The organism is Chitinophagaceae bacterium (assembly GCA_016717285.1).
Classification (GTDB): domain Bacteria; phylum Bacteroidota; class Bacteroidia; order Chitinophagales; family UBA10324; genus JACCZZ01.
In genome coordinates, this window is the sequence record JADKFU010000005.1 from 495780 (window position 1) to 518491 (window position 22712).

The 22712-nt window shown below is 40.4% G+C and carries 18 protein-coding genes; 12 read left to right on the forward strand and 6 right to left on the reverse strand.

Features of this window, described 5'->3' with window-relative positions:
- Window positions 1-51 precede the first annotated feature (51 nt).
- The gene (rplS, locus tag IPO83_11925) at window positions 52-438 is read right to left on the reverse strand and encodes a 50S ribosomal protein L19 (protein MBK9731973.1); all 387 of its coding nucleotides are present in this window, start codon (window positions 436-438) and stop codon (window positions 52-54) included.
- Window positions 439-715: 277 nt separating this feature from the next.
- Here rplS and pckA point away from each other — a divergent pair, with 277 nt between their 5' ends.
- The 3 genes from pckA (at window position 716) to IPO83_11940 (ending at window position 3868) form a co-directional block, all read left to right on the forward strand.
- Window positions 716-2329 carry a phosphoenolpyruvate carboxykinase (ATP) gene (gene pckA / locus IPO83_11930; GenBank protein ID MBK9731974.1) on the forward strand — a complete coding sequence of 538 codons (1614 nt, stop codon included), beginning with the start codon at window positions 716-718 and terminating at the stop codon, window positions 2327-2329.
- A gap of 68 nt (window positions 2330-2397) precedes the next feature.
- Complete coding sequence (locus tag IPO83_11935) at window positions 2398-3120, forward strand: 16S rRNA (uracil(1498)-N(3))-methyltransferase (GenBank protein MBK9731975.1); 723 nt, start codon at window positions 2398-2400, stop codon at window positions 3118-3120.
- Between the two features lie 64 nt (window positions 3121-3184).
- Window positions 3185-3868, forward strand: a complete 684-nt coding sequence (locus IPO83_11940) for a DUF4159 domain-containing protein (protein ID MBK9731976.1) — start codon at window positions 3185-3187, stop codon at window positions 3866-3868.
- Between the two features lie 59 nt (window positions 3869-3927).
- On the opposite strand, the gene IPO83_11945 is transcribed toward IPO83_11940, so the two are convergent.
- Complete coding sequence (locus IPO83_11945; GenBank protein ID MBK9731977.1) at window positions 3928-4992, reverse strand: quinone-dependent dihydroorotate dehydrogenase; 1065 nt, start codon at window positions 4990-4992, stop codon at window positions 3928-3930.
- Between the two features lie 124 nt (window positions 4993-5116).
- Between IPO83_11945 and IPO83_11950 the strand changes: the two genes are divergently transcribed.
- The 6 genes from IPO83_11950 to IPO83_11975 all read left to right on the forward strand — a co-directional run bounded on the left by IPO83_11950 (window position 5117) and on the right by IPO83_11975 (window position 16421).
- Window positions 5117-6382: a replication-associated recombination protein A gene (locus tag IPO83_11950; protein ID MBK9731978.1), complete on the forward strand. Its 1266-nt coding sequence runs from the start codon at window positions 5117-5119 to the stop codon at window positions 6380-6382.
- A gap of 142 nt (window positions 6383-6524) precedes the next feature.
- Window positions 6525-8003: an oligosaccharide flippase family protein gene (locus IPO83_11955; GenBank protein ID MBK9731979.1), complete on the forward strand. Its 1479-nt coding sequence runs from the start codon at window positions 6525-6527 to the stop codon at window positions 8001-8003.
- A gap of 134 nt (window positions 8004-8137) precedes the next feature.
- Complete coding sequence (locus IPO83_11960; GenBank protein MBK9731980.1) at window positions 8138-10465, forward strand: choice-of-anchor L domain-containing protein; 2328 nt, start codon at window positions 8138-8140, stop codon at window positions 10463-10465.
- Window positions 10466-10596: 131 nt separating this feature from the next.
- Entirely contained in the window at window positions 10597-12975 is a 2379-nt protein-coding gene (locus IPO83_11965) for a choice-of-anchor L domain-containing protein (GenBank protein ID MBK9731981.1), read from the forward strand.
- A 232-nt stretch (window positions 12976-13207) separates the two neighbouring features.
- Window positions 13208-14212 (forward strand): PorP/SprF family type IX secretion system membrane protein, encoded by a 1005-nt coding sequence (locus IPO83_11970; GenBank protein MBK9731982.1) that lies wholly within the window; start codon window positions 13208-13210, stop codon window positions 14210-14212.
- Between the two features lie 115 nt (window positions 14213-14327).
- Window positions 14328-16421 carry an OmpA family protein gene (locus IPO83_11975; GenBank protein MBK9731983.1) on the forward strand — a complete coding sequence of 698 codons (2094 nt, stop codon included), beginning with the start codon at window positions 14328-14330 and terminating at the stop codon, window positions 16419-16421.
- A gap of 83 nt (window positions 16422-16504) precedes the next feature.
- Here the strand turns inward: IPO83_11975 and IPO83_11980 are convergent, their stop codons facing one another.
- On the reverse strand, window positions 16505-16888 hold the full coding sequence (locus tag IPO83_11980; GenBank protein ID MBK9731984.1) for a DUF423 domain-containing protein: 384 nt from the start codon (window positions 16886-16888) through the stop codon (window positions 16505-16507).
- A gap of 272 nt (window positions 16889-17160) precedes the next feature.
- Between IPO83_11980 and IPO83_11985 the strand changes: the two genes are divergently transcribed.
- Together IPO83_11985 and IPO83_11990 are read left to right on the forward strand one after the other, a co-directional pair.
- Window positions 17161-17709, forward strand: a complete 549-nt coding sequence (locus tag IPO83_11985; GenBank protein ID MBK9731985.1) for a cob(I)yrinic acid a,c-diamide adenosyltransferase — start codon at window positions 17161-17163, stop codon at window positions 17707-17709.
- A gap of 106 nt (window positions 17710-17815) precedes the next feature.
- Window positions 17816-18037 carry a DUF2795 domain-containing protein gene (locus IPO83_11990; GenBank protein MBK9731986.1) on the forward strand — a complete coding sequence of 74 codons (222 nt, stop codon included), beginning with the start codon at window positions 17816-17818 and terminating at the stop codon, window positions 18035-18037.
- Window positions 18038-18079: 42 nt separating this feature from the next.
- Here the strand turns inward: IPO83_11990 and IPO83_11995 are convergent, their stop codons facing one another.
- The 3 genes from IPO83_11995 to queA form a co-directional block, all read right to left on the reverse strand.
- A complete protein-coding gene (locus IPO83_11995) occupies window positions 18080-18985 on the reverse strand; it encodes a glycosyltransferase family 2 protein (protein ID MBK9731987.1) in 906 nt (301 codons plus the stop codon).
- A 68-nt stretch (window positions 18986-19053) separates the two neighbouring features.
- On the reverse strand, window positions 19054-19758 hold the full coding sequence (locus tag IPO83_12000) for a 2-C-methyl-D-erythritol 4-phosphate cytidylyltransferase (GenBank protein ID MBK9731988.1): 705 nt from the start codon (window positions 19756-19758) through the stop codon (window positions 19054-19056).
- Window positions 19759-19948: 190 nt separating this feature from the next.
- Window positions 19949-20998: a tRNA preQ1(34) S-adenosylmethionine ribosyltransferase-isomerase QueA gene (gene queA, locus IPO83_12005; protein MBK9731989.1), complete on the reverse strand. Its 1050-nt coding sequence runs from the start codon at window positions 20996-20998 to the stop codon at window positions 19949-19951.
- 295 nt (window positions 20999-21293) lie between these two features.
- Here queA and IPO83_12010 point away from each other — a divergent pair, with 295 nt between their 5' ends.
- A complete protein-coding gene (locus tag IPO83_12010) occupies window positions 21294-22556 on the forward strand; it encodes an ABC transporter permease (protein MBK9731990.1) in 1263 nt (420 codons plus the stop codon).
- Window positions 22557-22712: the final 156 nt, after the last annotated feature.

The following is a 22712-nucleotide window of genomic DNA, read 5'->3' on the forward strand; positions in this document are numbered from 1 at the left end:
AATAAAAAACCCGTTGTCGAAGGACAACGGGCTGTAAAAGTATTTTTGAGACTATGCGTTTTCTGTAACAGTAGAAGCTGCAGCAGCGGTAGGCATACGTTTTTCTTTGATACGGGCTTTTTTGCCTTTCAGGTCGCGGATGTAGTAAATACGGGCGCGGCGGACTTTACCATGTTTATTAATTTCAATACTATCAATACTTGGCGAAAACAATGGAAAAACGCGTTCTACGCCAATTCCGTTAGAAATTTTCCGAACGGTAAACGTCTGCGTAGCGCCATGTCCTTTGCGTTGAATTACCTCACCACGATAAGCTTGAATTCGTTCTTTGGTACCTTCAAGAATTTTATAGTTAACAGTTACGTTATCACCCGCTTTAAAAGATGGATAATCCTTCTTTTGAGTCACCTCCTGGTGAAAAAATTTAATCGCATCCATGACCGGCTATTTTTAAGAGAGGGCAAAGATATGTTTTTTGCGGAATAATTGACGCCCTGTCAAAATATTCTTTAAAGTGCCGTTGCCATGTGAACTTTGCATGCACTATTTCTTCCTGTCGTTTAATGCTTATTGTTCGAAAATCAGATTTGGACCGCTTTTAATTTGCCTGAAAAGGCACGCCCTGTATTCACCCCATTTTTAATCAAAAATCAGCTTCCAAAAAGGCAAATTATACTATATTTGCCAGCCTCCATTTTCACCAAAAAAATAAACTATGATTGAAACAGGAACTAAAAATCCATCGGCTGATCTATCGCTTTACGGATTAAAAGGGGTTTCGAAAGTCTATTGGAACCTGAGTCAGGATGAACTGATTGATCAATCAGTGTCGCTGGGGTTAGGGACTTTAACAGATACAGGTGCGTTAGCAGTTGATACAGGAGCATTTACAGGAAGGGCACCCAAGGACAAATATTTTGTAGAAGATTCTAAAACAAAGGATACTGTTTATTGGGGTGATGTCAATATTCCCTTTGATGAAAAGAAATTCCAACCGTTGTATGATAAGCTTGTGAGTTATCTGGCGGATAAAGAAGTGTATGTAAAAGATGCCAGCGCCTGCGCGGATCCGAAGTACCGGTTGAATGTAAGGCTCATTACGGAAGTGCCGTGGGCAGCTTTGTTTGCCGGAAATATGTTCCTGCGTCCATCCATGGAAGAGATAAAAACGCTGTCACCTGATTGGGTAATTATTCATGCTCCTTCCTTTCAGGCCGATCCTGCAGTTGATGGCACCCGCCAGGGTAATTTTGCCATTCTGAATTTTACTAAAAAAATCATCATCATAGGCGGAACAGCTTACACAGGCGAAATCAAGAAAGGCATCTTTACAGTGCTGAATTATGTGCTGCCTCTTGAAAGTGGCGTGCTTGCCATGCACTGCTCGGCCAACATTGGCGAAGAAGGTGACACTGCTGTCTTTTTTGGCTTGTCTGGAACAGGTAAAACAACTTTAAGTGCTGATCCTGATCGAGGATTGATTGGTGACGATGAACATGGATGGAGTGATGATGGCATCTTTAATTTTGAAGGAGGTTGCTACGCTAAATGTGTAAACCTGACCGAGGAAAAAGAACCGGAGATTTTCGGAGCCATTAAACGCGGCGCATTGCTAGAAAATGTCAGGTACTTCCCCAATTCGAACAAAGTTAATTACGATGATATTTCAGTTACTGAAAATACGCGTGTTTCCTATCCGATAGATTTTATTGAAAATGCTGTGCATCCTTCTGTTGGTGGCATTCCTAAAAATATCTTTTTCCTTACCTGTGATGCTTATGGAATTTTGCCGCCCATTTCAAAACTTAATCCGGGTCAGGCTATGTATTGGTTCTTATCCGGATACACTGCAAAGGTTGCCGGAACAGAGGCGGGAATTACGGAACCGAAAACAACATTTTCTACCTGCTTTGGTGCTCCTTTCCTGCCATTGAACCCTAACACGTATGCAGGAATGCTTGCAGAAAAAATGAAGAAATACGGAGCCAATGTCTGGCTGGTAAATACCGGTTGGACGGGTGGTGGTTATGGTACCGGAAATCGTATGAAACTATCTTATACCAGGACTATGATTACCGAAGCGCTAAAGGGCGACCTTGAAAAAGTAGCGTTTGACGTACATCCTGTTTTTGGAGTTGCTTATCCTAAAAGTTGTCCAAACGTGCCCTCGGAGATATTAAATCCCAGGAATACATGGGCAGATAAAAACAGCTACGATGAAAAGGCAAATTCGCTGGCGCTTCAGTTTGTCAAAAATTTTGAAAAGTTTGCAGCCACAGCTCATGAAGAAACATTGGCTGCGGCACCAAAAGTGTCGGTGAGCGCCTAAAACCTTTTTATACGAAAAAAGTGGAAAGGGGCGAAAGCCCCTTTTTAATGAGGAGGAACTGATTTGACATGGAATTGTATCTGGCAAGCAAAATTGAAAATGAACAGATCTTTCTTGGAGAAGAAGAATCGCATCATTGTATTCAGGTCATGCGTCATCATGCAGGCGATCTGCTGGAAGTGACGGATGGAAGAGGAAAGAAACTTACAGCATCTGTAATCAATGAGAATAGGAGAGCATGTGTGCTGGAGGTTGTGGAAGTGATAGAAACAGTTCCGGGAAGCAATACGCACGTGCACCTTGCCATTGCACCGACTAAAAATATGGATCGTTTTGAATGGATGTTGGAGAAAGCGACCGAAATCGGGATTGATGAAATTACCCCCATTGTTTGTCAGCGATCGGAGCGCAGTCAAATCAAATCGGACCGGCTCAATAAATTGCTTGTTGCTGCAATGAAGCAATCCTTAAGATGTTGGCTTCCGGTATTGCATCAACCGATTAAATTTGCTGACTTCCTCAGTAATAATGCAAGCATTTATACTGACGATCAGGAGAATTTCAAAGCGATCTTCCATTGTCAGCAGAAAGGATTACCATTGCTAAAACAAATTTTTCAACCGAAGAAAAAAGTGTTGTTGTTAATTGGACCAGAAGGAGATTTTACGATGGAAGAAATCAGGCTTGCTGAAGAAAAGGGGTTTCAGGCATTGAGTTTAGGTAATGCAAGATTAAGAACTGAAACCGCAGGAATTGTTGCCATACATACAATTCAACTCTTAAGTAATTAGCTTGCCTGTTCTTTCAAGAATAAAAATGTTTATACGTCGGGCAGTTAAAAAAGCGTTAAACGCAATGATTAAAATTAAATCCGTGAAAAAACTATTCGTGTTCCTGATTTTGAGCTTTGTGCTTACTGCATTTATGCGGGCACCCACGCTAAAGATCGCATTGATGAAATATAAGGGTGGGGGCGATTGGTACAATGATGTGAATTCACTGAAGAACCTTGCAAAATTCTGTAACGATAACCTGGGTACCAATTTCGACCTGGAGCATGCGGTTGTAGAACCTGGCAGTCCTGATATTTTTAATTATCCGTTTGTTTATATGACGGGGCACGGCAATTTCACACTTGATAATCAGGAAGCTGGTAACCTGAGAACCTATCTGGCAGGCGGTGGTTTTTTGTTTATTAATGATGACTATGGTATTGATCCGTATGCAAGGATTGCAATGAAAAAGGTTTTCCCAGAGTTGGACTTTGTTGAGTTACCATTTTCTCATCCTGTTTATCATGAGAAATTTGAATTCCCGAATGGCTTACCTAAAATTCATGAACATGATAATAAAACACCGCGGGGCTACGGATTGATCTTTGAAGGACGGCTTATATGTTTCTATAACTTTGAATGTGATTTAGGTGATGGATGGGATGATGTTCACAATGATCCCAGGGATGTGAGAGAGAAAGCGCTGCAGATGGGTGCCAATATTATTCAATATGTATTTTCATTGAAAAATGAAAAGGGAACATGAGTAATCACCACTTGCTACGAAGTAGTTAGAGTGGCAGTAGAAAAATACCTTTTTTTAACCTAGAAATCATGGTTTAATTTTTTCGCTTTCTCAGCAAGAATAACTTGCCTGTTGATTGCTTTTATCAATGAAGGACCTTCATAAATCAATCCTGTATATAACTGCACGATGGATGCTCCGGCATTTAATTTTTCCAGCGCTTCCTGATAAGAATGAATGCCACCCACACCAATAATTGAAAATTTATCCTGTGATTTTGATTTGAGGTATTTAATAATTTCAGTGGAACGCTGTGTCAAAGGTTTTCCACTCAATCCGCCGGCACCGCATTTTTCAATTGCTGCCATATTAGTCTTCAGGCCTTCACGGGAAATAGTTGTATTGGTTGCAATAATGCCCGACAGTTTGGTTTGAATTACAATTTCAATTACTTCATCCAACTGAGAAAATGAGAGATCAGGTGCAATCTTTAAAAATACAGGTTTCGGCTTTTCGTGCCGATGATTTAACTCCTGTATTCTGGTAAGCAAGGCGGTAAGTGGTTCTTTGTCCTGTAATGATCGTAATCCGGGCGTGTTGGGAGAACTTACATTAATTACAAAGTAGTCAACGTAATCAAATAACTTTTCAAAACAGATTTCATAATCGCTGATCGCCTTTTCATTCGGCGTAGACTTGTTTTTTCCGATGTTGCCACCAACAATTACATTCTTACGGTTTGTGGATTTTAAACGCGCTACCATTACATCCACTCCCTCGTTATTAAATCCCATCCTGTTAATAAGTGCTTCATCTTTTGGTAAACGAAATGCGCGTGGACGGTCGTTACCAGGCTGGGGAAGTGGTGTTACAGTGCCTACTTCAATACTTCCAAATCCCAAGGCACTCATCGCACGGATGTGCTTCGCATCTTTATCAAAACCAGCGGCTAACCCTACCGGATTTATGAAGTGCAGGTTAAAAATATTTTTATTCAGTGCAGGATTTTCAACACAACAGATTTTTCTTATGAGCCATTCACCACCGGGAATCCTGATAATAGTTTCCAGTAACCAGACAACGAATTGATGCGCGTTTTCAGGAGATAAAAGAAAGAACAGCGGTTTTAAAAATAGTTTGTACACCCTCGATTAACTTCGTGGCAAAAATAGAATACCGTTTTGAAATTGGCTGATGAAAATAAACTCAACTGTATCCAGTTAGTTTACTTCCTTCTTTCATTTATTTATTTATTACTCAATCCATCACATGAACAAAAATATTCCATTGGCAGAACGCATGCGTCCAAAGTCATTAAATGATTTTATCGGACAGGAGCACCTGGTAGGAGCGAAAGGTGTTTTGCGTAACCTGGTTGCAAAAAAGCAGATTCCATCTATGATTTTCTGGGGTCCGCCGGGCGTAGGAAAAACTACATTAGCACATATTATCGCTTCGGCAGCAGGGTTGCCTTTTTTTACTTTAAGCGCAATAAGCGCCGGAGTAAAGGATGTACGTGAGGTAATTGATACAGCAAAGAAGGCGGGAAAAGCGATTTTATTTATTGATGAGATACACCGTTTTAACAAATCACAACAGGATTCATTGCTTGGCGCCGTGGAGAAAGGAATCATTACGCTAATTGGAGCAACTACAGAGAATCCATCTTTTGAGGTCATTTCACCGTTGTTGTCGCGTTGCCAGGTGTATGTGTTGACGGAGCTTAATAAGCAACATTTAACCGAACTGATTGATCGTGCTATGCGGGAGGATGAGCAACTGCGAAATAAAAAAATAATCGTTCGGGAGCAAGAAGCGTTGTTTCGATTGAGCGGTGGTGATGCGCGAAAGTTGTTGAATTTATTTGAACTGGTTGTTGATTCGATGAATGAAGAAGAAATAGAGCTGACGGACGCGATGGTAACTTCAATAGCGCAGAAAAAAATTGCCTTGTATGATAAATCCGGTGAGCAGCATTATGATATAATTTCCGCTTTCATCAAGTCAATGCGCGGCAGTGATCCGAATGCAGCAGTTTATTGGCTGGCCAGAATGATTGAAGGAGGAGAAGATCCAAAGTTTATTGCACGCAGAATGTTGATACTGGCCGCTGAAGACATCGGGAATGCAAACCCCACTGCATTGGTGTTGGCCAATAGTTGTTTCCAGGCAGTGGAAGTAATAGGTTATCCTGAATGCCGGATCATTCTTTCTCAAACTGTAATTTACCTGGCAACTTCTCCCAAAAGCAATGCATCCTATACAGCCATTGAAGAGGCGTTGACTGTAGCAAAGCAACAGGGAGATTTACCTGTTCCACTGCATCTTCGCAATGCGCCCACCAGGCTTATGAAAGAATTAAATTACGGGAAGGAATATCAATACGCACATTCTTACGATGATAATTTTGTTCCACTTGAATTTCTTCCGGATAAAATAAGCGGCGCCAAATTTTATGAACCGGGAAAAAATGCACGCGAGAATGAACTGCGTGATTTTCTGAGATACAGATGGAAAGAGAAATACGGTTACTGATTTTTTCGCGGCACGCATTTGCCACGGGGCATAGAAATACACGGAGAATAATAGTCACTTATAATTTTTATTGTTCAGCCCGATGAAGACTCCCGGGATGAAAATGGCGGTTAGAAACTATCTTTAACGCATTAATTAAATAATGGGTATTGTAAAGCGTCAAAGCGTTCAGGCATCGGTTATCTCTTATATCGGAGTGTTGATTGGTTATGTGAATATGGCGCTGCTGTTTCCTAATTTTCTAACACAGGATCAGGTTGGCCTTACAAGGTTGATTATTTCTGTGGGCGTTATTTTTTCTCAGTTTGCTTTGTTCGGTACCACCTTGTCTATTCTCCGTTTTTTTCCATATCTGGAAGATAAAAAGTTAAGACATCACGGTTTTCTCAGTTTCTTGTTGCTTATCTGTATGGCCGGCTTTTTAGTTTTAACCATCCTGCTGTTGTTGTTTAAAAAAGAGTTCACCGGTCTATTCATCAGTAAATCGCCTCTTTTTCTCGATTACTATTACTATGTATTTCCGCTTTCCTTCTTTCTGATGGTGTATGAATTGTTTTTCATGTACATGAGGGCATTGTACAAAAACGTAGTTGCGATATTAATAAAGGAGGTAGTATTGAGAGTGCTGCAAACCTGCGCGATCGTATTACTCTATTTTAAGATCGTGGATTTTGATGGTTTCTTTTTGCTTTTTATCGGCAGTTATTTAATACATCTGATTGCCATCCTTGTTTATACTTCTTATCTGAAACAGCTTTTTATTTTTTCTAAAATAGATTTCAAAGGATTGATTTCAGTGCGTGAAATTATCCGCTATTCGATGTTTATGTTTGTAGCGGTAATTGCCTCGTATTATACTTCAAATATTGACCAGATCATGATTGGTTCTCTTATCGGTTTAAAGAGCATTGCCATTTATACCATCGCATTTTTTATCGGCACTATGATACAAATTCCCGGTAGGGCGATGAACCAGGTTGCTTTGCCAATAATTACAGATGCATGGAAACGTAAGGACATGGGAAAGTTACAGGAGTTATATACACAGACTTCGTTGAATCAATTGATTATTGGTGGTTTTATTTTCCTGTTAATATGGATCAATATTGATCTGTTGCTAAGTTTCCTGCCGGAAAATTACCAACAGGCCAAACCAATCATCATGATTGTGGGGTTGGGTAAATTAATTGACCTTGCTACAGGTGTAAATGGTGAGATACTGATGTTGTCGAAACATTCAAAAGTAACAATGACCACCTATCTGATTTTGATTGTGGCTTCCACGGTTGCAAATTTGTTGCTGATTCCAATTTGGGGAATTGCAGGTTCTGCAATGGCAACTGCATTATCTTTAATTCTATACAATTTGATCCGTATGCTTTTCCTTTATTATAAATATCAAATGCAGCCTTTCAGTACCAATACCTTAAAAGCATGTCTATTACTCGCATCAGGTTTTGTCGTGTATTATCTGATGCCTTCAACATCCAATACATGGTTCAATAGTTTTTATGAAACTGCGGTTATCACTATTGGCATTTGTGTGTCACTGATAGTTTTTCGTATTTCTCCTGAAATCATGGTGTCGTATCAGTGGGCGCGTGAAAAACTTAATATATGATTCATCTTTCAACCGGTTTTATTTCATGAATACGGTAGCGTAATTTCATATATGTTAATGGCTAAAACGCTTTGTTTGTTTATCTAAGAGGTATCTTATACCTTCGGGTTAATTTTGACCATCATACTAAAAAAATGAAAATTCTTACTCGTCTTTTTTGCTCTATATCCCTATGTTTTTTTTCGTCACAGCAGTTGTATTCACAATTGATAGTTGGGACAGTTGGAACACCTGAAGAATTGGCCGAAAGCCTTGTTGGAAGTGGAGTCGTTATCTCGAATGTCACACTGAATTGTCCTAACGGCGCCTGGGGTTCGTTTGATGCCACAGATGCGAGTCTTGGAATGGATTCAGGCATCATCCTGGCCTGTGGCAACATTACGAATGCTGTCGGTCCTAATTTATCTTCCGGCATCACTACAGATTTTTTTGCAAACGGTGATCCTGACCTCGAAGCGCTGGCAGGGCAAACAACCCATGATGCGTGTGTGTTGGAATTTGATGTTAAAGCAACGGGTGACACATTAAAGTTTAAATATGTTTTTGCGTCGGATGAATACACTGAATATGTGGGTTCTATCAATGATATATTTGCTTTTTTCATCAGCGGTCCCGGGATTGCGGTGCCTCAAAATATTGCGTTGCTTCCGGGCACTTCAGATCCTGTATCAATATCTACCGTAAACTGTCTGAACGGTTCACCTTATTATATTTGTAACGACCCTTCCAATAGCCCATACCAATGTGATGATTCCTATAATTGCCCTACAGATCCAGGTGAAACCAGTATCGAATATGATGGTTTAACAGTGGTTTTAACAGCCATAGCGGTGGTGCAACCTTGCGAAACATATCATCTGAAACTTGCCATTGCTGATGCATCAGATGGTATTTTGGATTCAGGTGTATTTATTGAAGCAGGAAGCCTGGTAGCCGCGGGCATTTCAATTGATCCGGTTTCTGCTTACATCGATCCTGTTTCTAATCTCCCGGCTGTGGTGGAAGGTTGCCTTGATGGTTCTTTCGCATTTGTTCTTTCTAATCCTTTGACTGATACAACATTCATTCATTATACTATCACTGGCAGTGCCATCGAAGGAACAGATTATTCTCCCATTCCTGATAGTATAATGGTTTTGCCGGGTGCTACCAATGTTTCATTAGGAGTTCATCCGATAGCTGATGCCATTGCTGAAGGTGCCGAATCAATTAAGCTTTCATTATTCCTGAGCTGCTCTCCGATTGCGTATGATAGCGCGACCATTTATATTGTAGATAACATCAATGCTGTAGCCAACGATGATACTACCATTTGTGCTGGTCAGAGTGTTACTCTATCAGTGAACGATGCGGATTCTTACAACTGGGGACCCACCATCGGGCTAAGTTGTACTACCTGTCAGAATCCGGTGGCAACTCCCATTGGTACTACTTCCTACATTGTATTCATTACCATTGGCACCTGCATCGCATCTGATACCGTAACCATCACTGTTGATAATCCGACACCTGTTCAGGCCGGTGGTGATATGGAATTGTGCTTTGGTCAATCTGTTCAACTCAATGCAACTAATGCCACTTTTTATACCTGGACACCTGCTACAGGTTTAAGCAGCACAACTGTTCCTAATCCAACTGCCACACCTTCAGTAACCACCACTTATTATGTAACGGGAGTAAACGGTTGTTTTTCAACTACAGATACAATTACTGTAATCGTGCATCCCTTGCCGGATGTTACTGTATCTCCCGGATTCACTGTTTGTCCTGGTGATATGGTAAATCTATTTGCTTCCGGCGGCATCAGTTATTCATGGTTTCCGGTAAATGGAGTGAGTAACCCGGATAGTGCTTCCACTACTGCAACGGTTGATTTTACAACTGAATATATTGTGTTGGTTACTGATAATTTTGGTTGCGTTGATACAGGAAAAGTTTTGTACACCACCTATGATATTCCAGACATCACGATAAGCGATGATACCTTGATATATCTTGGAAACAGCTATCCTATCATTGTTACCGGAGGAACAAACTACCAATGGTCGCCTTCCACCGGACTGAGTTCCACTAACACTGCTGACCCCATTGCCACGCCAACTGAAACAACCACTTATACCGTAACCATCACAACTGCGGACGGATGTATTCTGATAGATTCTGTAACGGTGGCAGTAAAATATGATGCACTGGTAGAAGTAGCTTCAGGATTCTCACCCAATAATGATGGAACTAATGACGTGTTACATGTACTGGCTCGTGGCGTATTCAACCTGAAGCATTTTTACATTTTTAACCGTTGGGGTGAATTGGTTTTTGAAACTACTGATCTAGCAAAAGGATGGGATGGCAAACTTAAAAATGAACCACAGGAAGTAGGCGTATATGTTTATTCTGTTGATGGTACTGACATAAAAGGATTAACCATTCAAAAGCATGGTAGCGTAACCCTATTGAGGTAAGGAAGAATTGATGTCACAGAAGTTTCATTTTTTGAGTAAAATGCGTAATTTCAACGAATGTGGTGAGAAGATTTTCTGGAGGGCTTTTTAAATAATTGTAAGACCAGGTTTTAGTTATGAAACAACTTTACATGCGTAAAATTAAATTCCTCACCGGCGGGCGCGGCAAAGGGTTGTCTTATTGTTGTCTTTTTTTACTGTTTATTAATCTCCCGAATTTTGTGAACGCTCAATTGGTGATTACCACTCCGGTTACTGCTCAACAAATAGTAGATAATATACTGGGATGCAGCAGCGCTGCGTCCAATATTGTATTTAACAGTTGTGGTACTTCAGCGGGTTTCTTTAATGCGGTAAATACGAATCTCGGAATTGACAGTGGGGTACTGATCTCTTCAGGAAATGCGAATCTTGCGGTAGGTCCTAATAATCTCCCTAATCAGACTTCTGACAATGGATGTCCCGGTTATCCTCCTCTTACAACATTATCAGGCCAACCAACTTACAATGCGGCTGTACTTGATTTTGATGTTACTGTAAATACCGACACTTTACGGTTCAAGTATGTTTTTGCATCTGAAGAATATGCGGAATGGGTAGGCACATCGTTCAACGACGTGTTCGCACTCTGGATAAGTGGACCCGGAATACCCGGCATGGTGAACATGGCCAAAGTTCCCGGTACCAGTTTCCCGGTAACGATCAGCAACGTGAATTGCCAGGGAAATTCTCCTTATTATAAATGCAACGATCCTGCTAATTCAATTTGCAATTCAAGTTATGGTTGCCCGACATTCGTAGGCGGTACCACCATACAATATGATGGGTTGACTACCCCCCTTGAGGCAAAGAGTGCCGTAATTCCCGGGCAAACCTATCACTTAACATTGGCTATTGCCGACGCTGGTGATACATGGTATGATTCGGGCGTTTTTATACAGGCAAATTTTTTGCAACCATATGATGTCAGCTTCGCACCTGATCCGGTTTATAATTATGTAAATCCGTTTGACTCCACACTTTCTGTTGTAGAAGGGTGTCAAGGAAGTGTTATTAATATCAATCTCGATAATTTTACGAATGACACGATTTACTTTCCCTTTATCATTGGCGGTACTGCAACAAATGGTGTCGATTATACAACCATAGCAGATACCATTGCATTTTATCCCGGTGATACTTCACAATCCATTTTTATTGACGCAAATGCGGATGGTGTAACGGAAGGTGTGGAAACCATTATTATCTATACAGTTGAACCTTGCAGCGGACTTATTACTGACAGTTTTATTGTAAATATTCTTGATGATTTCCCGTTTGTAGTTTCAAATGATACTACTATTTGTGAACATGATTCATTGCAGTTAAATGTTACTTACAGTTCATTCTATTCTTACGAGTGGCAACCATCCACAATGGTTACTTGTACCACATGTCCGGATCCAATGGGGTTCCCCGATTTTTCAACGGCGTATGTTGTTGCGGTTACGCTCGGTAATTGCACCAATTACGATACAGTTTCTGTACAGGTGACACTTGTAGATCCTTTTGCCGGTACGGATGAGAATTTATGTCTTGGAGATACTACTTCCCTGTTGGCAACAGGTGGAACATCTTACTTCTGGAGTCCTGCTATTGGATTGAGTGATCCAACTGTAGCAAATCCTGATGCATTTCCCGCTATCACCACTAATTACATTGTTACAGCCATTGGTTCAAATCCATTGTGTCATGATAATGATACAGTACTCATCAATGTAGTGCCCAATTTGATTGCATCAGCAGGATCAGATACAATAGTTTGTCCTGGTAAGCCTGTTCAACTATGGTCGAAGGGTGGAGATTTTTACAAATGGAGTCCTCCCACTTATCTCGATTATGATGAAACGGCTGCGCCACTTTGCAATCCAATGGTTACTACCACTTATACTTTGGTAGTTACGAATGTTTATCAATGCAAAGACACTGTACAGATTTTAGTAGAAGTTTATCCTGATCCTCTTGTTATAGTCAACGAACCTGTTACCATTTTTGAGGGTGAAAGTGCGCAACTGTTTGCGCATGCAGGTACCGGCGCTTCTTATTCGTGGAAACCTGAGTTTAAGATTTCAGACGGCACTGTTTATAATCCGCTTGTGACACCTGATACTTCCACTACTTACTATGTGGTGATTACTTCTGCTGATGGCTGTTTGTTTACAGGCTCCACACGTGTTGAAGTAACTACAGAAACATTATTGGAAATGCCAAATGCGTTTACTCCCAATGGCGACGGACTAAATGACGAAATGAAGATCATCTGGCGTGGAAATGTTACGCTCGATAGTTATAAAATAATAGACAGGTGGGGCAAACTGGTTTTTGTTACTTCCGATCTTAACGAAGGTTGGCATGGAGAAGTGAAAGGTGGCAAGGATGCGGAAGTTGGCGCTTATGTTTACGTGGTGGAAGGAAAAGACGGAAACGGACAATCATTTGTTAAGCACGGTAACTTCTTGTTGTTACGTTAACTTTTTTTAAAAAATATTCATCTTAATAAAAAGGGATGAAAGTAAGAGTGAACAGCAATTTATTCGATTAAAAACAACACTGAATTAATTTCATAATAAACACTTCCATTTGAAATGAAGAGGTTACCGGCTTGATTACAAATTTTATTTAACTGCTGAATTCGTAAATAATTTGTAATCGTGTAGGTTTCTTTGCATCTTCGTTTTATTACCGAACAAACAACTTATGCTGATGAAAAAAATTACACTTCTTGTTACACTGATATTTTCTGTGATGGCCGGCATGGCTCAGGACATTCACTACTCTCAATTCTATTCTTCTCCACTTACACTTAATCCCGCTTTAACAGGTGTGAACTCATGTAATTACAGAGTAGGAATTATGTATCGCAGCCAGTGGAGCAGCGTGAGCGATGATCCGTATACAACACCATCTATCTCGTTTGATATTAATAATGTACTTCAACGCATTGTTAAAACAGGCACACTTTCGCTGGGTGCACTTGTGTTGAATGATAAAGCCGGAGCAGGCGACTTGTCAAATCTTACCATTGCCGGCTCTATTGCGTATCAGCGTCCTTTGAATGCCAGTCGTAAATTAAATCTTTCCATTGGCGTACAGCCCGGATACGTTCAGAAGAAAGTTGATTTTTCAAAGCTCACTTTTGAAAATCAGTTTGACGGACAGGTTTTTAATAATACGTTATCAAGCAATGAAAACTACGTTGATAAATTCGGTTATTTTGATTTGAACGCAGGTGTTTATCTGACCTATGATTTCGGAAAAAATTCAGGTGTTTTCCTTGGAGGTTCTTTCTTTCATCTTATTCCACCCAAAGAATCGTTTCTTAACAGCGATAACAAGTTGGGAATGCGCATAGTCGGTCATGGTGGAGTACGCATTGGTGTAACAGACAAACTCGATATCATTCCGCAGGTATTGTACATGAGCCAATCGAAAGCCCAGGAAATTAATCTTGGTCTCTCTTTGGAATACAATATCAATCCAGATGTAGCATTGTTCATTGGCGGGTATGACCGTCTGGGTGATGCGATCATTGCTGTGGCAGGATTAGAATTCAAAAAAGTGCGGTTAGGATTCAGCTACGATGTAAATACCTCAGCATTAAATGCAGTAAGTAATAACAACGGTGGTTTTGAACTCTCGCTGAGTTACACCGGTTGCCTTGGAGGATTTGTGCTTGATAAACCAATCATGTTCTGCCCGAGGTATTAAGAATTTTTCCTGACTTAATAAATCGCTCATCAAAGCCAATTCGATTGCAGCTTCAGGATGTTTTCAATAAGAAACTTTCAGTAGTCGGTTCAAACAGATTTTAAAAACCATGGAGATGAAATATTTTAGAATAACGTTGTTGCTCGCCTTTCTGCTCAATATCGGAACTGCCTTTTCACAGGATTCGCAGGAGATTCCCATTCAGAAACTTAGTTTTAAAAAGAGCCTGAAGATGGGTGACTATCTATACAGTATTGGTAGTTTTTTTAATGCAGCCCAGTATTATCAGGCGGTAAATGAGAAACAGGCAGGAAATGCATATGTACTCTCACAGATTGCGGATTGCGAATTTAAACTGCGCGATTTTAAAGAGGCTGAAAAATGGTACAAAGAATTAGTGGATGCCAATGATCCATTGTATCCGATGGCGCCTTACTATTATGGTCTGTCGTTAAAGGCGAATGGTAAATATGCGGAAGCAAAAACGGTGTTCAATACATTTGAGAAATCATATAAAGGAGTTAACTCTCAGAACCTGAAAAAATTTGCAAAAAATCAGGCCAAGGGTTGTGATCTTGCTGTGCTGAAAATGCAAACACCCGATACTGTAAAAGTTACACATATCGGTGCGAATGTGAACGCACCTTATACTGAATTCGGACCGATACCCCTTGGTGATACCGCACTTTTGTTTGCTTCCTTGAAATCGGATACAATTATTATGGTGGATGAAATCAAAAAGAACAATGCGTATGCAGAGTTTTATGAATCGAAAAAAAGCGGAGAAAATTTTCAAAAGGCAACTGTTTACACAGGCGCGCCTTTCAATTCTGAGAATTCACATACCGGTAACGGTTGCTTTTCTCCTGATAAGAAAAGATTTTACTTCACCCGATGCGATATGCTGGCCGATTCCATGAAAATGGTTTGCGCCATTTATTTGAGTGAATTAAAGAATGGAAAATGGACCGATCCGCAGAAAATGGACGATAAGATCAACTTCCCGGGATCTACGAATACACAACCTAATATGGGAACATCCAAATTGGGCGACATCTTGTATTGGGTATCTGACAGAACAAATGGCGAAGGCGGCCAGGACATTTGGTTTTCTACCATTGATAAAAACGGCAAGTACGCCAATCCGCAAAGCGTTGGTCGTAAAGTTAACACCGCAGCTAACGAAGCCACACCGTTCTATGATTCCAAAACAGGCACTTTGTATTTCAGCTCGGATGGGCAAATTGGATTGGGCGGTTATGATATTTTCAAGACACGTGGTAATCAAAAGAAATGGGAAACTGCAGTTAACATTGGCTATCCGATTAATTCAAGTGTAGATGATATGTACTACGTGATGGATGATAATGGATATACAGGCTACCTGGTATCTAACCGTCCTGGAACAATTTCAGTAAAGAGTGAAACCTGCTGCGATGATATCTGGAGGGTTGAATATCCTAAAAAAGTATTCTATGCAGTACGCGGTAATGTATATGATCAGGATACCAGACAAGTGATCCCCGGCGCAAAAATTATTTTTCTTGATAAATCTGACAAGCAGATTGGTCAGAGTATTTCGAAGAAGGACACACTTTACTTCTGGAACACCAAACCACAAAATGTCTATTCATTAAAAGCAACGAAGGAAGGCTATTTTACAGGATCGGCCACTTTTTCTGTAACAACAAAAAACGACAACGATACTGCAAGGGTAGATGTATACATTCGGAAAATCCCCAATGAACCTATTCGTGTAAAAAATATTTTCTACGATTTTGACAAAGCCACATTGCGTCCTGAGTCATTCCCACCGTTGGATACTGTTGCAAATTTGTTGATGCTCAATCCAGCGATCATTGTGGAAATTGGCGCTAACACCGATAGTAAGGGCGATGATAAATACAACATGCGCTTGTCTCAGTCACGTGCCCAATCTGTAGTGGATTATCTTGTGCAGAAAGGAATTCCTGCTGAACGTCTGCAAGCAAAAGGATATGGTGAATCAAATCAGATTGCACCCAATACTTTGCCTGACGGTAAGGATAATCCTGAAGGTCGTCAGCTTAACCGTCGTACAGAATTTAAAATCATTGGTACTATTCCTGGTAAGGAATTGATTTATGAGCAGGGTGATCCGGGATTTGATCCTGACCAGATTAAAGAGGATGAGGACAATCAGCCTGAAGAAAAAGAAGAGGAAAAATAAAAGGGTTGCTTAAAAAAAAGCAGTGTAATAAATCTGAAAATGAATTGAACTTCCCGCATTATTTGCGGGAAGTTTTTTTTTGATCAATCCCTATTATCAGTTTTCCGTATTGAATAGCCGAGTAGTAGCCAGCCGGTAATAAAGCACAAACCACCTATTGGTGTAATGATTCCAATGAATGACATTGCAGGAAACATAGACATGCAATAGAGTGAGCCTGAAAATAAGATGATGCCTGTAATAAAAAATATTCCTGCCCGGTTGATATAACGCGAGGTGTTTTTTGCGGCCATTATGCCTGCAACAAGCAAAGCAAGTGTATGATAGAACTGGTATTCAACGCCGGTATGAAAAACCCTTAATGCATCTTCATTCAAAGTGTTTTTCAAGCTGTGAGCGCCAAAGGCACCCAGTGCTACGGCTATTGCGCCTGATAAAGCTCCAGCGGTCAGCAATCTTTTGTTCATGATAAAGTTTTTGTGTGTTATTGAATGGGGATGATGTTGTTCAGAAATGCGAATCACAATGAGAATGACTTCATATTTCAACAGACAAAAATGCTGCGTATTTTTTATTAATGCGGACGAATTTTTCTGCGTTGAATTTTTTCATGCGAAACGAATATTTGTGTGGAAGCTGCCGCAACGAAAACAATGTAAAATTCATCCTGAAATGATAACATGTATCTCTATTTTTGTGAACATAGAAATTAAATCAGCCTTAATAATTTTTTGCTGTCATGAAAATATATACAAGGAAAGGAGATACAGGAACCACTCAATTGATAGGCGGTACAAGGGTTCCCAAGCATCATATCCGCATTGAAGCCTATGGCACAGTTGATGAACTCAACTCCTGGATCGGATGGATACGTGATCTTGCCACAGAGGAAAGAGCAAAAGTGGTATTGAAAGAAATACAGGACCGGTTGTTTACTATCGGATCTCAATTGGCGAGTGATCCTGCTTCATCACGTATGAAGGTGCCTGATCTTCATGAAAGGGATGTGGAGCTTTTAGAAAAGGAGATGGATTATATGAATGAATCACTTCCTGAAATGAGATCATTCCTGCTTCCGGGAGGTCATGTTGCGAATTCTGCTTGTCATGTTGCACGCTGTGTTTGCAGAAGAACGGAACGATTGGTAACACACCTTGATGAAACTGATGTGGTGGAACCACTCATTATTAAATACATCAACAGATTGTCAGATTATCTTTTTGTACTCGCCAGGAAAATTTCAGCAAATGAAGGTGTTGAAGAGGTGCCCTGGAAGCCGCGCCTGTAAAGGGTTTGCGGAGTTGCTAACTATTTCCGCCATATACCGGTCAAAATATTTTGCTTTCTTGATTATTCGACTATTTTTGCGGGAAATTTGACCCCCTTATTCGATTATGTACTGGACGCTTGAGTTGGCATCATACCTGGAAGACGCGCCGTGGCCCGCAACAAAAGATGAGTTGATTGATTATGCAATTCGTTCGGGTGCACCGATTGAAGTAATCGAAAACCTACAGGAATTGGAAGATGAAGGTGAATTATTTGAAGGCATTGATGATATCTGGCCGGATTATCCAACCCACGACGATTTCTTTTTCAACGAAGATGAATATTAGCAAGGCCGCTTTGTGCGATAGCCTTTACTTAAATTAATTTTCTTATTTAAGAAGGATATAATTTTTAAAATCGAATGGACGAAGCCCTGTGCTTTGCTCCAGAAAATTCATGAATTGGTGCCGCAACGGAATGCGAACAGCTCTTTCATCGTACTTATAATCCCAATCCAGTTTTCTTATTCTGTCTTTCATTACCAAGGGGTGGGAACCTCTGAATGAGATCAACGGATAATCCGGTTGATAATCAAACACCTCACGATTTGCAGCAAATTGCCGCACCCATTCATCATCATGCCACAGCTTGTGAAAATCTTTTGAGCGTTCGAGCTCGTTTTTCGGTCCGCGCACTTTTCCATAGTGGAAAATATGAGCATCAACCTGCCGGACCTTTATTTTATTGGGAGTAACCGATCTCTCCATGCTGCTGGCGGAAGGAAATTTTCTAAAGCCCTGCGCATCGCGGAAAGAACGTATCAAAGGATTTTTTTTTACCATCCTTACCTCGTGCGGATAGGTGCCGCGTGTCTTTGGTTTCGAGATATAATGATAGTTACCGTAGAAGTGGTAGTAATTGAATAACAACCCATCTGTAAGTGGGTCATTAAGAAATTTTTCAGCAGTTGAAACAATAACCGGCAGCTCCTTTTCATGCACCACTTCGTCACCCTGAAGATAAAAGCCCCAATCACCACTGATAGCATTCAGCCCGATATCTGTTTGCTGGGCGAGAATTTTTCCTCCTGTACGTAAATTGTCGTCCCAGACCGTATCAATAATTTTTATTTTGGAATCATTGAGCTTCAACAGCGCTTCCTTTGTTCCATCATCACTTTTACCAGCCACCACAATCATTTCATCACAAACAGGAAGAATGGATTGGATGGATTCAATAAATGGATAGGTAAGCTTTATGCCATTTCTGATAAAAGTGAAACCACTGATTTTCATTCAGGCAATAATTTACAGAGGTTAAGAAACATGCTTAAAACAATGAGCGAATCATTTGATCGCCGATGTCAGACATTGTAATTTGAATGTACTGTATGTTTACCCTGCAAAATAATGTTTTCAGCAAGTATCAAATCAAAAGGCGTGGTGATTTTAAAATTTCGCGAATCACCTTCAATGATATGAATCTTAACACCATCTGCTTCCACCACTGATGCATCGTCTGTAAATGTTTCCGAGAAGGTCTGGCGATAAGCATTTTTCAATATCCTTGTTTCAAAACACTGGGGAGTCTGTACTGATTTAAAGCGCGACCTGTTACGATGGCGTGAACCATCTTTCAACACTTCACGAATGGAGTCTTTAATATCCACCACCGGAACCGCATTGCCTTTTTCTGCAACCGTTTCAAGGCACCTGGAGAGCAACGATTCGTTTACAAACGGACGGCAGGCATCGTGTACCGCAACCATGCCGGTTTCTTTTACCTGCTTCAGCCCGTTTTTAACCGAGTGAAACCTGGTCGCGCCACCTGAGACAGATTGAATCTTATTTTTCCGTAGAAATTTTTTACGAATTTTTTCCCAGCGTACAAGTTCATCATCTGGCAGTACCACAATAAACTCAGCATCTGTCCAAATTTTTAAAAAGGAAAGTATAGTATGTACGATTACCGGAATACCTGCCAGCAACATAAACTGCTTCGGGATATTTGACTCCATCCGTGAACCGTATCCGGCTGCAGCAATGATCACGTACTTCTTAGTAGTCAAGTGCGGATGATTTAACGATGAATGGGGAGGAATCAATTAAAGGTCGTAATAAAAACAACTAATAAATCATCAGTTCATTAAAATTATTCTTTTTTAATAGGGAAGGTCAAAAATCCAATGGACTGATTACAGAGCAGCGCACAATTGTCAATTGTAATTTCCTGACTTTTTGATTCAGACCGATCAATTTTCAGATAATCAGCATTGCATCGCCATAGGTTGAGAAACGATATTTTTCTTTCAGTGCAACTTTGTAGGCATCCATAATCAGATCATATCCTCCAAAGGCACAAACCATAATCAGCAAGCTGGTTTTCGGCATGTGAAAATTAGAGATCATGCAATTGGCAATGCTGAATTCATACGGTGGATGAATAAAAAGATTGGTCCATCCTTCCACCGGTTTAATATATTTATGTGCAGAAACGGCAGATTCAATCGCACGCATAGTAGTAGTGCCAATGGAACAAACTTTGGCTTTGTTGTCGATTGCACGGTTTACAATCTTACAGGTAGGATCATCAATCTTAAAATACTCTGCATCCATCTTGTGTTTGCTGAGATCTTCTACTTCAATCTGGCGGAAAGTTCCTAACCCGGTGTGTAAAGTAACCTCTGCAATGTCCACTCCTTTTATCTCCAGCCGTTTTAATAATTCGCGGCTGAAATGAAGACCTGCAGTGGGTGCAGCAACTGCTCCTTCATGCCTGGCAAAAACAGTTTGATACCGTTCTTTATCCATGGCATCCGGCTTACGTTTAATATACTTCGGAATCGGTGTCTCTCCCAAAGAATACAGTGTTTCTTTCAATTCATCATCCGTACCATCAAAAAGAAAACGGATCGTTCTGCCACGTGAGGTAGTATTGTCCACTACTTCAGCTACCAACATCCCGTCGGTTCCAAAATAGAGTTTATTACCTACGCGTATTTTTCTGGCAGGATCAACGAGCACATCCCACAAACGCATTTGGTGATTCAATTCCCTGAGCAGGAATACTTCAATCTTTGCACCTGTTTTTTCTTTCCTTCCATAAAGCCGGGCAGGAAAAACTTTTGTGTTATTCAAGACAAGGCAATCCTTTTCGCCAAAAATGGTCAGGATTTCTTTGAAGGTCTTGTGCTTGATTTTCCCCGTCTTGCGTTCTATGATCATTAGCCGTGATTCATCACGGTTCTTTGAGGGTGTTTGGGCAATCAGGGACTGTGGGAGGTCAAATCTGAATTGAGATAATTTCATGTACTTTCAATAAATTACGGTTTATTAAAAGTTGATCAAAGCCTATAAATGAACTCCTTTTGAGGGAACAATACATTCAGGATTTTTGAAAAACGGACTGCAAAGATAGAATTTTTAGTTTCTGATACTAATTTATTTTGATAGAGAGGTGTATGACAACTGCCGTTTCAAACTGTTTTCTGGTTTTTTTGGCAAAGAGACACGAAAATTCACGCAGTATAAATAATAAGGTATTTAAATTTTGTCGTACACTGTGCAAGAGTTAATTCCCGATTTAAAGTAGGTTTGCATCCCGATGAGAATTCTGTTCCGCATTTTTAATGAGTCTGTTGCAATTGCCATCAGGGAATTGCGGGTTAATAAATTGCGTACCATACTAACGTTGTTAGGTATTTCTATCGGTATCTTTTGCGTTATCTCTATTTTTTCGTCGGTTGATTCATTAGAAAATAATCTGCGGACAAGCATCAATAAATTTGGAAGCAATGTAATCTACATTACAAAATTTCCATGGGCACCTGAAGAAGGAGAAACTGAATATCCCTGGTGGAAATACTGGAACAGGCCTTACGCAAAGTTTGATGAAATGCGAAGTTTGCAGGAGAAACTTACCGGCTCTGATGCAGTAGCTGTTTCCATCTGGATTGGTGCGCCGGTAATAAAGTATGGCGCGAGAAATATCAGCAATTCAACTATCAATGGAGTCTCGCAGGATTACAACCGTATCATGAATCTTAACCTGCAGTCGGGTCGTTACTTTACTCCGGCAGAAGCTAATGCAGGGCAACCAAAAGCAATAATAGGCTATGAAGTTGCGACGCAGCTTTTTCCAGGCAATGTAGATCCTGTTGGACGTGAAATTGATATTTACGGACAGAAAGTGATGGTGATCGGAGTTTTTTCGAAGGAAGGAAAAACATTGATACAGAACAGCAACGACAATCTTGTGATGGTGCCGTATCAATTCCTGGTGTCAAAGGTGAAAGTGGATGGTTTTCAGGTAGAACCTGCTATTCTCGTAAAAGCGAAAGATGGCGTGTCGCTTGATGAATTGAAGGACGAAATCAGAGGTCTGATGCGCGCGGATCGCAGGGTGAGGCCCAATCAGGAAGATAACTTTGCTCTTAATCAGATCAGCATTATCTCCAATCAACTGTCGCAGTTGTTTGGTGTTTTGGATGTGGTTGCACTCATTATCGGTGGATTTGCAATTCTGGTAGGAGGTTTTGGTATTGCGAATATCATGTTTGTTTCGGTGCGTGAAAGAACCAATCTGATTGGCATCAAAAAAGCCCTTGGGGCCAAAAATTATTTTATACTGCTGGAGTTCTTGATTGAAGCCATTATACTTTCTGTAATTGGCGGCATCTTTGGATTGATCCTCGTTTATTTTACAGTGGAAGGATTATCGGCAGCAATTAATTTTAAACTGACGCTCGACCTTAAGAATATTATATGGGGCATTGGAACTTCAGCAGTGATTGGTTTTATTGCCGGAATTATTCCGGCCATTGTAGCGGCACGAATGCGTCCGGTCGATGCCATTCGATTCAAATAAACAACAGCATTTTATTTTCAATTCCTTATCAGTTGAACCATTGCAATAGTTCTCTGATGCAGAAACTGCCGGGAAAATTGGAAGTATGCAAACGAATCACTTTTCTCTCCTGCAAATTCCTGAATGAACATTTTCAATTTTCTTTTTTTGAATTAG

Excerpts from the sequence above, each read along its gene's own strand:
- rplS (MBK9731973.1), bottom strand. The coding sequence starts at position 438 with ATGGATGCGATTAAATTTTTTCACCAGGAGGTGACTCAAAAGAAGGAT.
- pckA (MBK9731974.1), top strand. The coding sequence starts at position 716 with ATGATTGAAACAGGAACTAAAAATCCATCGGCTGATCTATCGCTTTAC.
- IPO83_11935 (MBK9731975.1), top strand. The coding sequence starts at position 2,398 with ATGGAATTGTATCTGGCAAGCAAAATTGAAAATGAACAGATCTTTCTT.
- IPO83_11940 (MBK9731976.1), top strand. The coding sequence starts at position 3,185 with ATGATTAAAATTAAATCCGTGAAAAAACTATTCGTGTTCCTGATTTTG.
- IPO83_11950 (MBK9731978.1), top strand. The coding sequence starts at position 5,117 with ATGAACAAAAATATTCCATTGGCAGAACGCATGCGTCCAAAGTCATTA.
- IPO83_11955 (MBK9731979.1), top strand. The coding sequence starts at position 6,525 with ATGGGTATTGTAAAGCGTCAAAGCGTTCAGGCATCGGTTATCTCTTAT.
- IPO83_11960 (MBK9731980.1), top strand. The coding sequence starts at position 8,138 with ATGAAAATTCTTACTCGTCTTTTTTGCTCTATATCCCTATGTTTTTTT.
- IPO83_11965 (MBK9731981.1), top strand. The coding sequence starts at position 10,597 with ATGCGTAAAATTAAATTCCTCACCGGCGGGCGCGGCAAAGGGTTGTCT.
- IPO83_11970 (MBK9731982.1), top strand. The coding sequence starts at position 13,208 with ATGAAAAAAATTACACTTCTTGTTACACTGATATTTTCTGTGATGGCC.
- IPO83_11975 (MBK9731983.1), top strand. The coding sequence starts at position 14,328 with ATGAAATATTTTAGAATAACGTTGTTGCTCGCCTTTCTGCTCAATATC.
- IPO83_11980 (MBK9731984.1), bottom strand. The coding sequence starts at position 16,888 with ATGAACAAAAGATTGCTGACCGCTGGAGCTTTATCAGGCGCAATAGCC.
- IPO83_11985 (MBK9731985.1), top strand. The coding sequence starts at position 17,161 with ATGAAAATATATACAAGGAAAGGAGATACAGGAACCACTCAATTGATA.
- IPO83_11990 (MBK9731986.1), top strand. The coding sequence starts at position 17,816 with ATGTACTGGACGCTTGAGTTGGCATCATACCTGGAAGACGCGCCGTGG.
- IPO83_11995 (MBK9731987.1), bottom strand. The coding sequence starts at position 18,985 with ATGAAAATCAGTGGTTTCACTTTTATCAGAAATGGCATAAAGCTTACC.
- queA (MBK9731989.1), bottom strand. The coding sequence starts at position 20,998 with ATGAAATTATCTCAATTCAGATTTGACCTCCCACAGTCCCTGATTGCC.
- IPO83_12010 (MBK9731990.1), top strand. The coding sequence starts at position 21,294 with ATGAGAATTCTGTTCCGCATTTTTAATGAGTCTGTTGCAATTGCCATC.